Here is a 7,735-nt window from a genome sequence, read left to right as displayed (position 1 = left end):
CGATCTGCTGCAGTGCGCCCTTGGCCTCGGCGTGGTGGGGATCACCGTCGAGGATCGCCCGGTAGGCCTCGGCCGCACCCGCGAAGTCGCCCGCGTCGAGCTTGTCGCGGGCCGCGGTGAGCGCCGGGTCGGCGACGGGCTGTTCGGACTCGCCGTCGCCCAGCTTCCCGGCGGTGGCAGAAAGCAGCGAGTCGACCCAGCGGCGCAGCTGCTCGGGCGGCTGGGGCCCTTCGAAGCTGGCCAGCGGCTGCCCGCCGGCCAGCGCGACCACGGTGGGCACGGCCTCCACCCCGAAGATGGACGCCACCCGCGGTGCCGCGTCGACGTTGATCGTGGCCAGCGACCACTTGCCGGCATCCTCGGCCGCCAGCGCGCCGAGCGCGTCGGCCAGTTTCACGCAGGCCTGGCTGCGCGGGGACCACAGCAGCACGACGACCGGCACGGTGGTGGAGCGGACCAGCACCTCGGCTTCGAAGTTGGCCTCGGTGATCTCGACGCCGTGCCCGCCGGATCCGGCGCCCGCGGCGGGCCGCTGCTTGAGACCGGAAAGATCCACCGCACCGGTCATCACCGGGGCATTCCTCGGACGCGGACGAGTCACGCCCCCAAGTCTGTCACGCCGGGGATTCCCGGCGGTTGCCCGGATCCCGGACCGCCCGCGCCGGTTATGACCAACGTCACAGGACCGGCGGCGGATCGGGCCGCGGGGCGGCCAGCAACCTAGCCGGCGCGCAGGATCAGCGCGTCGCCCTGGCCGCCGGCCCCGCACAGACCGGCCACCGCGTAGCCGCCGCCGCGCCGGGCGAGTTCCAGGGCCGCATGCAGGGTGATCCGGGCCCCGGACATCCCGATCGGGTGGCCCATCGCGATCGCCCCCCCGTTGCGGTTGACCTTCTCGGGATCCACACCCAACTCCCGGGTCGAGGCCAGTGCCACCGCGGCGAAGGCCTCGTTGATCTCCACAACGTCCAGGTCGGCGAGACCGATGCCCTCCCGCTCGACGGCTCTGCGGATGGCGTTGGCGGGCTGGGACTGCAGGGTCGAGTCAGGTCCGGCGACCACCCCGTGCGCGCCGATCTCGCACAGCCAGCTCAGCCCCAGCTCCTGTGCCTTTGCCTTGTTCATGACCACGACCGCGCACCCGCCGTCGGAGATCTGGGAAGCCGAGCCGGCGGTGATGGTGCCGTCCTTGCGGAACGCGGGCTTGAGCCCCGAGAGCGACTCGGCGGTCGTGTTGGCACGGATGCCCTCATCCTCGCTGAATTCGATCGGATCGCCCTTGCGCTGCGGAATCACCACCGGCACAACCTCATCGGCGAAAACGCCGTCCTTCCATGCCGCCGCCGCCTTCTGGTGCGACCCGGCGGCGAACTCGTCCTGCTCGAGCCGGGTGAACTTGTCGGCGTCGTTGCGCTGTTCGGTCAGCGCCCCCATCGGCTGGTCGGTGAAAACGTCGTGCAGACCGTCGTAGGCCATGTGGTCGAGCACCGTCACGTCGCCGTACTTGTAGCCCGCCCGGCTGTCCATCAGCAGGTGCGGGGCTCTGGTCATCGACTCCTGCCCGCCGGCCACCACGACGTCGAATTCGCCGGCCCGGATGAGTTGATCGGCCAGGGCGATCGAGTCGATCCCGGACAGGCACATCTTGTTGATGGTCAGCGCCGGCACGTCCCAGCCGATACCGGCGGCCACCGCGGCCTGCCGCGCGGGCATCTGCCCGGCCCCGGCGGTCAGCACCTGGCCCATGATCACGTAGTCGACCAGCGAAGCGGGAACACCGGCCTTGGCCAGAGCCGCCCGGATCGCGATCGCACCCAGGTCAGCGCCGGAGAAGTCTTTGAGCGAGCCCATCAGACGGCCGATGGGTGTACGGGCCCCAGCAACGATGACCGACGTCGTCATATCTACCTCCCAGGCGGTGGTTCGCGGACGTTCTGGCGGATCGGCGCAGCGCGTCTCCGGTCGTCAGGTTACCGTTGCTGGTATGACGACCGAGCACCTCGACGCCCGCTCGTTTCTGGCCAGCGCCCTGGTGACCGGCATCGACCACGTGGGGGTGGCGGTGGCCGACCTGGACGCCGCCATCGCCTGGTACCACGACCACCTCGGAATGATCGTGGTGCACGAGGAGACCAACACCGACCAGGGCATCCGCGAGGCGATGCTGGCGGTCCGCGGCGCGCCCCGCGGCAGCGCCCAGATCCAGCTGATGGCCCCGCTGAACGACTCCTGCACGATCGCGAAGTTCCTCGACAAGCGCGGCCCGGGCATCCAGCAGCTGGCCTGCCGGGTCAGCGACCTCGACGCGCTCTGCGAGCGCCTGCGGGACCAGGGCGTCCGGCTGCTCTACGACACCCCGCGCCGCGGGACGGCGAACTCCCGGATCAACTTCATCCATCCCCGCGACGCCGGCGGCGTGCTGGTGGAGCTGGTCGAGCCGGCGGGCCTCTGACCCGTCAGGACCACCGTCGGGTGGGTCCGCGGTGGGCGCGCTTGGCCCAGCACGGCGTGTGCCAGTGCCGCCTGTCGTCGACGTCGTCGACAGGCCACGCCGCCACATGGGGAGTCCCGGAACGGATTTCGTGGTCGCACCCCGGGCACCGGTAGGTCTTGACCGCCCGCGCGCCTGCGATCGGCACCACCTCATAGTCGAAGCCGTCGGGGCCGGGTTCGATCCGCTTCATCAGAACAGCCGGAACTCGTCATTGTCCATGCCGCGCATGGAGTCGTAATCCAAAGTCAAACAACGGATTCCGCGATCCTCTGCAAGCGTCTTCGCCTGCGGTTTGATCTGCTGCGCCGCGAAAACTCCGGCCACCGGCGCCAACAGCGGATCCCGGTTGAGCAGTTCCAGGTAGCGGCTGAGCTGCTCCACGCCGTCGATCTCGCCGCGCCGCTTGATCTCCACGGCCACCGAGCCCCCGTCGGCGTCGCGGCACAGGATGTCCACCGGGCCGATGGCGGTCATGAACTCGCGGCGCACCAGGGTGTAGCCCTCGCCGAGCAGCTCGATGTGCTCGGCCAGCAGTTCCTGGAGATGCGCCTCCACCCCGTCCTTGACCAGGCCGGGATCGGTGCCCAGCTCGTGGCTGGAGTCGTGCTCGATCTCCTCGATGGTGATGCGCAGCTGCTCTCCGGACTTGTTCTCGACCACCCACACCCCGCCGTCCTCGGCCTCGGTCAGCCGGCACGGCGGGCTCATCCAGTTCAGCGGCTTGTAGGCGCGGTCGTCGGCGTGCACGCTCACCGAGCCGTCGGCCTTGATCAGCAGCAGCCGGCGGGCGGAGGGCAGGTGGGCGGTGAGCCGGCCCAGGTAGTCGACGGTGCACTGGGCGATCACGAGTCGCACCGGTTCAGCTTAGGTGCTCCCGCCATCCCGGGACCCGGGGGCGGCCGGCGAACTAGGCTGGCGCCACCATGAGTTCGGACCGGAGCCTGGCGCAGCGGCTGGGCCGTGTTCTGGAGCGCGTCACACGCCAGAGCGGGCGGCTGGCCCCGGCACCGGCATACGGCTCTTTGCTGCTGGGCCGGGTCTCGGAGAGCCCGGCCCGCCGCCGCGTCCGCGTTCAGGTCATCCTGACGGTGTCGATCCTGTTGGTGAACCTCGTCGGGATCGCGCTGGCCTTCCTGTTCACCGCGGTCATCTTTCCCGAGCCGAACGTCTTCACCGACGTCCCGTGGTGGCTGCCCGCACTCGTCTCCCCGACCTACATCGTCGCCGCGGTGGCCCTGGGCGCGTGGTGGATCCACGTCCGGACCATCAGGGACCTGCGGTGGGCCATCGAAGGCTGGACTCCCAGCCCCGAAGACCAGCGCAACGCATTCCTCACGCCGTGGCGAATCGCAATGGTGCTCTTGGTCCTGTGGGGTGTCGGCACCGCACTTCTGACCGTTCTCTACGGCCTGCAGGATCCCGACTTCATACCCCGGATCGGGCTCGGCGTCGGGTTGTGCGGCGTGGTCGCGGCCACCACCAGCTATCTGGCCACCGAGTTCGCGCTGCGCCCCGTCGCCGCACAGGCGCTGACGGCCGGCGCACCGCCGCACCGGCTCGCCCCGGGAATCATGGGCCGCCTGATGACGGTCTGGATGCTCGGCTCGGGCGTCCCGGTGATCGGGATCGGCCTCATCGCGCTGTTCGCGCTGGCGCTGCACAACCTGACCGAACGCGAACTGGCGGTCGCGGTGCTGGTGACGTCGCTGGTGAGTGTCGTGGTGGGGTTCATCCTCATGTGGATCTCGGCCTGGCTCACCGCAACGCCGGTCCGGGTTGTGCGCTCGGCGCTCAAGCGGGTGGAGCAGGGCGATCTGGATGCCAGCGTGGTCGTGTTCGACGGCACCGAACTCGGTGAACTGCAGCGCGGCTTCAACTCCATGGTGGACGGGCTGCGCGAGCGCGAACGGGTTCGCGACCTGTTCAGCCGCCACGTAGGGCGCGAGGTCGCCGCGGCCGCAGAGCAGCAGCTGCCCCGGCTCGGCGGCGAGGAACGCCACGTCGCGGTTCTGTTCGTCGACATCATCGGTTCCACCAAGCTGGTCACCAGCCGTCCCCCGATCGAGGTCGTCGACCTGCTCAACCGCTTCTTCTCGGTGATCGTCGAAGAGGTCGACCGCAACCGCGGAATGGTCAACAAGTTCGAGGGCGACGCCGCTCTGGCGATCTTCGGTGCGCCCGTGAGCCTGGAGAACCCGGCCGAGCAGGCCCTGGCCGCCACCCGCGCGATCGTCCGGCGGTTGCGCAACGAGGTGCCGGAATGCCCGGCGCGGATCGGAGTGGCGTCCGGCGAGGTGGTGGCCGGAAACGTCGGCGCCAGGGAGCGTTTCGAATACACGGTGATCGGCGAGCCGGTCAACGAGGCGGCCCGCCTCGCTGAGCTGGCCCGCTCCGATCCGAGCCGTGCGCTGGCCTCGGCGTCCACCGTGGCCGAAGCCGACGGCGAGCAGCGGTTCTGGCGGCTCGGCAAGCCGGTGCGCCTGCGCGGCTATGACGAACGCGTCCGGATCGCCAGCCTGATCGGCGGCGCCGGCTAGCGGAGCGGATCCGCGTGCAGCCACTCCTCGGCCGCGGCCACCGCGTCCTCGAGGGTGCTGAACACGACGTCGTCATAGCCGCGGTCGGGCAGGATGACGGCGGCGTCGGGGTCGACCAGGAAGCCCATCTTGCCCGCCTCCCGCAGCGTGGTGCTCATGCCGGCGAGCAGAACCCGCGCCGGATCGTTGATGGTGTCGACCCGGGTCACGTCGAGAATGGCCACCGCGAAGTCTTCGCTGTCGCGGGCGATGGTGCGCAACACCTTCTCCGCACCGGCGAACATCAGATCGCCGTGCATCTCGTAGACGCGCACCCCGTCGCAGGCCCCGTAGACCGCCCGGATGGTGGCGCGCGACTCGCGGCTGACGGACAGGAAGTGCAGTCCCAGCCGCTGGGACAGGGCCCGGCAGACCAGCACTCCACGCACGCTGTTGCCCCGGGGGTCCAGCAGCGGTGAGTACACCCCGATCCCGAGCTGGCCCGGCAGCACGGCGGCGATCCCGCCGCCGACGCCGCTCTTGGCCGGCATTCCCACCGCGCTGACCCAGTCGCCGGCGCCGTTGTACATGCCGCAGGTGACCATCACGCTCAGCGTCCTGCGCACCACCTTGGCGCCGGTCACCTGTCGGCCGGTCTGCGGGTTGACGCCGCCGCGGGCCAGGGTGGCGCCCATCCGCGCCAGATCAGCGCTGCTCACCAGCAGCGAGCACTGCCTGAAGTAGACGTCGAGAACCTCGTCGGGATCGTCGAGCACGCCGAAGCTGGTCAGCATGTAGGCGATCGCCCTGTTGCGGTTGCCGGTCTCCTTCTCCGAGCGGTAGACGTCCTCGTCGATCCGCAGCGACCGGCCCGCGCAGGCGGAGTAGAACTCCTGGATCCGGGCGAACCGCTCGTCGGCGCTGGCACCGGGCACCAGTGAGACGGCCGCGATGGCACCGGCGTTGATCATCGCGTTCTTGGGCGTCTTGGTCTGCTCGTCGACACTGATCTCGTTGAAAGCGTCACCGGACGGTTCGACTCCGATCTTGGCGTCGACGACGTCCTGCCCCGCCTGGTCGAGGGCCAGCGCGTAGGTGAACGGCTTGGAGATCGACTGAATGGTGAATTCCGTTCGGGCATCACCGGATTCGTACAGGAAGCCGTCGGAGGATGACAGGGTCAGCCCGAAACCCGACGGATCGACCTGGGTGAGTTCGGGGATGTAGTCGGCGAGCACCCCGTCGTCGACGGTCGCATACTCGGCGACCAGCTGGTCGAGATAGCGCTGGACCAGTTCCGCCATCGTCGGATCCTATCCGTGACCTCAGCGGTCGAATGGCGGATCGCCGACGCCGGCGATCATGTGCGTCCCCCAAGGCGTCTCCTCGACCACCCGGGCAGCCGCCGTCCGGTCGCGCACGGTCACCGTCACCCCGGTCGCACGGCCGCGGGCATCGCCGGGCAGGGTGCCGAAAACCGTGCCCTGCCAGTGGTACCGGCCGTCGACAGCGTCGAGATGGCCCGACAGTCGCACCCGTCCTGCAACCGCGAGTCCGGCGACGGTGAGGGTTGCCGGCCCGTCGTAGAGATCGTCAGGCCCCGGCTCCGAACCACTCAGGTAGAACCTCGACGCCAGCGGCCGCCAGCGGCTCGGCAGGATCGTCGACCTGGCCTCGATCCGCGCGGCGCCCGAGCGTTCGATCAGCCGCAGACAGCGGGTGACGTAGCGGCTTTGCCGGCGCACGTCGGGCCCCGGGATGCGGAAGTAGTTGGGCACACCGTGGACGGCCAGCACCCGGTTCGCCGACGGCCGGGCATCGACCACGACCGATGCCGTGGCCCGCACGCCGTCGGCGGTCGTAACCGTCCAGGTCTCGGTCGAGTTGTCGAAACGGGCGGACGCCAGATCCGCCAGCACCGTCGGGTCCACCACGCCCAAACCCGGCGGCACGGCACCGATCACGGCCAGGCTCACAGGAATCCGGCCCGCCGCCACATCCTGCGCCCCAGCCGGCCCATCAGGCCTACCTCCTCGAGGAAGGCCGCCAGCGGGGCGAACGACTCCCGGCACTTCCGCTGGAAGTGCGGGTTGGCCCGGGCCGACCGGCTCATCCGGGCGCCGTCGAGACCGGCCCGGTGGAAGTACACCGGGTGGGTGAACAACAGCCGGTAGAACGGCCCGCCCGCACCATGCAGATTGGCCGCCAGGATCTTGAGGTACCAGGGCATGGTCGGCGCCGCCTTGCGCAGGCCGTCGCGGGCGAATTGGATGTGGCGGGCCTCCTCGGTGACATGGATCCGCATCAGGCGACGGACGATCGGCTGCAGTTCGGGGTCGTCGAGGATCTGCCGCTGCAGGGCGTCGAAGAGCTCCTCGCCGATCAGCGCCGCCTCCCACAACACCGGGCCGCGGAAGATGAACGGAAGGCAGTTGATGATGACCCGCTGATAAAGCCGCGGGCGCACGGGGATTCCGCCCACCCGGTCGATGGTCTTGCCGAACATCACCATGTGCCGGGTCTCGTCGCCGAGCTCGGTCAACATGTACTGGGTCGATCGGGCGGTCGGATTGGTGTGCATCATCTCGCGCAGCAGCGCCTGGTTGAGGATGTTCTCGAACCAGATGCCGGCCGAGAGCATGTTGACCAGTTGCTGGCGGGACAGTTCGCGCTGCTGGTCGCGGGTCATCGCGTCCCACTCGGGTGTGCCGTAGAGGGTGATCAT

At 69.7% G+C, this 7,735-nt stretch carries 9 protein-coding genes; 2 read left to right on the top strand and 7 right to left on the bottom strand.

Going from position 1 to position 7,735, the window contains the following annotated elements:
- Together ACKOQ4_RS09705 and ACKOQ4_RS09700 are read right to left on the bottom strand one after the other, a co-directional pair.
- Positions 1-601, bottom strand: a 601-nt coding sequence (locus ACKOQ4_RS09705) for a thioredoxin domain-containing protein (protein ID WP_526291240.1), incomplete at its 3' end; no start/stop codon positions are given.
- A gap of 119 nt (positions 602-720) precedes the next feature.
- Positions 721-1,902: a thiolase family protein gene (locus tag ACKOQ4_RS09700; RefSeq protein WP_526291238.1), complete on the bottom strand. Its 1,182-nt coding sequence runs from the start codon at positions 1,900-1,902 to the stop codon at positions 721-723.
- A gap of 82 nt (positions 1,903-1,984) precedes the next feature.
- Between ACKOQ4_RS09700 and mce the strand changes: the two genes are divergently transcribed.
- Positions 1,985-2,452: a methylmalonyl-CoA epimerase gene (gene mce / locus ACKOQ4_RS09695; RefSeq protein WP_526291236.1), complete on the top strand. Its 468-nt coding sequence runs from the start codon at positions 1,985-1,987 to the stop codon at positions 2,450-2,452.
- A 4-nt stretch (positions 2,453-2,456) separates the two neighbouring features.
- On the opposite strand, the gene ACKOQ4_RS09690 is transcribed toward mce, so the two are convergent.
- Together ACKOQ4_RS09690 and nucS are read right to left on the bottom strand one after the other, a co-directional pair.
- Positions 2,457-2,684, bottom strand: coding sequence for an Rv1322 family protein (locus ACKOQ4_RS09690; protein WP_526291234.1), 228 nt, complete (start codon positions 2,682-2,684; stop codon positions 2,457-2,459).
- Complete coding sequence (nucS, locus tag ACKOQ4_RS09685; protein ID WP_526291232.1) at positions 2,684-3,349, bottom strand: endonuclease NucS; 666 nt, start codon at positions 3,347-3,349, stop codon at positions 2,684-2,686. Before nucS ends, ACKOQ4_RS09690 begins: the two co-directional genes overlap by 1 nt.
- Before the next feature lie 68 nt (positions 3,350-3,417).
- On the opposite strand from nucS, the gene ACKOQ4_RS09680 reads away from it, so the two are divergent.
- On the top strand, positions 3,418-5,031 hold the full coding sequence (locus ACKOQ4_RS09680) for an adenylate/guanylate cyclase domain-containing protein (protein WP_526291230.1): 1,614 nt from the start codon (positions 3,418-3,420) through the stop codon (positions 5,029-5,031).
- On the opposite strand, the gene glsA is transcribed toward ACKOQ4_RS09680, so the two are convergent.
- The 3 genes from glsA to ACKOQ4_RS09665 all read right to left on the bottom strand — a co-directional run.
- Positions 5,028-6,314, bottom strand: a complete 1,287-nt coding sequence (glsA, locus tag ACKOQ4_RS09675; protein ID WP_526291228.1) for a glutaminase A — start codon at positions 6,312-6,314, stop codon at positions 5,028-5,030. The two genes, ACKOQ4_RS09680 and glsA, sit on opposite strands and share 4 nt — an antisense overlap.
- 21 nt (positions 6,315-6,335) lie before the next feature.
- Positions 6,336-6,986 (bottom strand): DUF4873 domain-containing protein, encoded by a 651-nt coding sequence (locus tag ACKOQ4_RS09670; protein WP_526291226.1) that lies wholly within the window; start codon positions 6,984-6,986, stop codon positions 6,336-6,338.
- The coding region (locus tag ACKOQ4_RS09665; RefSeq protein ID WP_526291224.1) for a diiron oxygenase at positions 6,983-7,735 on the bottom strand (753 nt) is incomplete at its 5' end. The genes ACKOQ4_RS09670 and ACKOQ4_RS09665, both read right to left, overlap by 4 nt.

Source organism: Mycobacterium sp. (assembly GCF_046095365.1).
GTDB lineage: Bacteria > Actinomycetota > Actinomycetes > Mycobacteriales > Mycobacteriaceae > Mycobacterium.
Note: the sequence above shows the minus strand (reverse complement) of the source record. Positions and strands in the feature narration are given on the sequence as shown.

Coding starts and splice junctions, on each gene's coding strand:
- ACKOQ4_RS09680 (WP_526291230.1), top strand. CDS start 3,418: ATGAGTTCGGACCGGAGCCTGGCGCAGCGGCTGGGCCGTGTTCTGGAG.
- glsA (WP_526291228.1), bottom strand. CDS start 6,314: ATGGCGGAACTGGTCCAGCGCTATCTCGACCAGCTGGTCGCCGAGTAT.
- ACKOQ4_RS09700 (WP_526291238.1), bottom strand. CDS start 1,902: ATGACGACGTCGGTCATCGTTGCTGGGGCCCGTACACCCATCGGCCGT.
- mce (WP_526291236.1), top strand. CDS start 1,985: ATGACGACCGAGCACCTCGACGCCCGCTCGTTTCTGGCCAGCGCCCTG.
- ACKOQ4_RS09690 (WP_526291234.1), bottom strand. CDS start 2,684: ATGAAGCGGATCGAACCCGGCCCCGACGGCTTCGACTATGAGGTGGTG.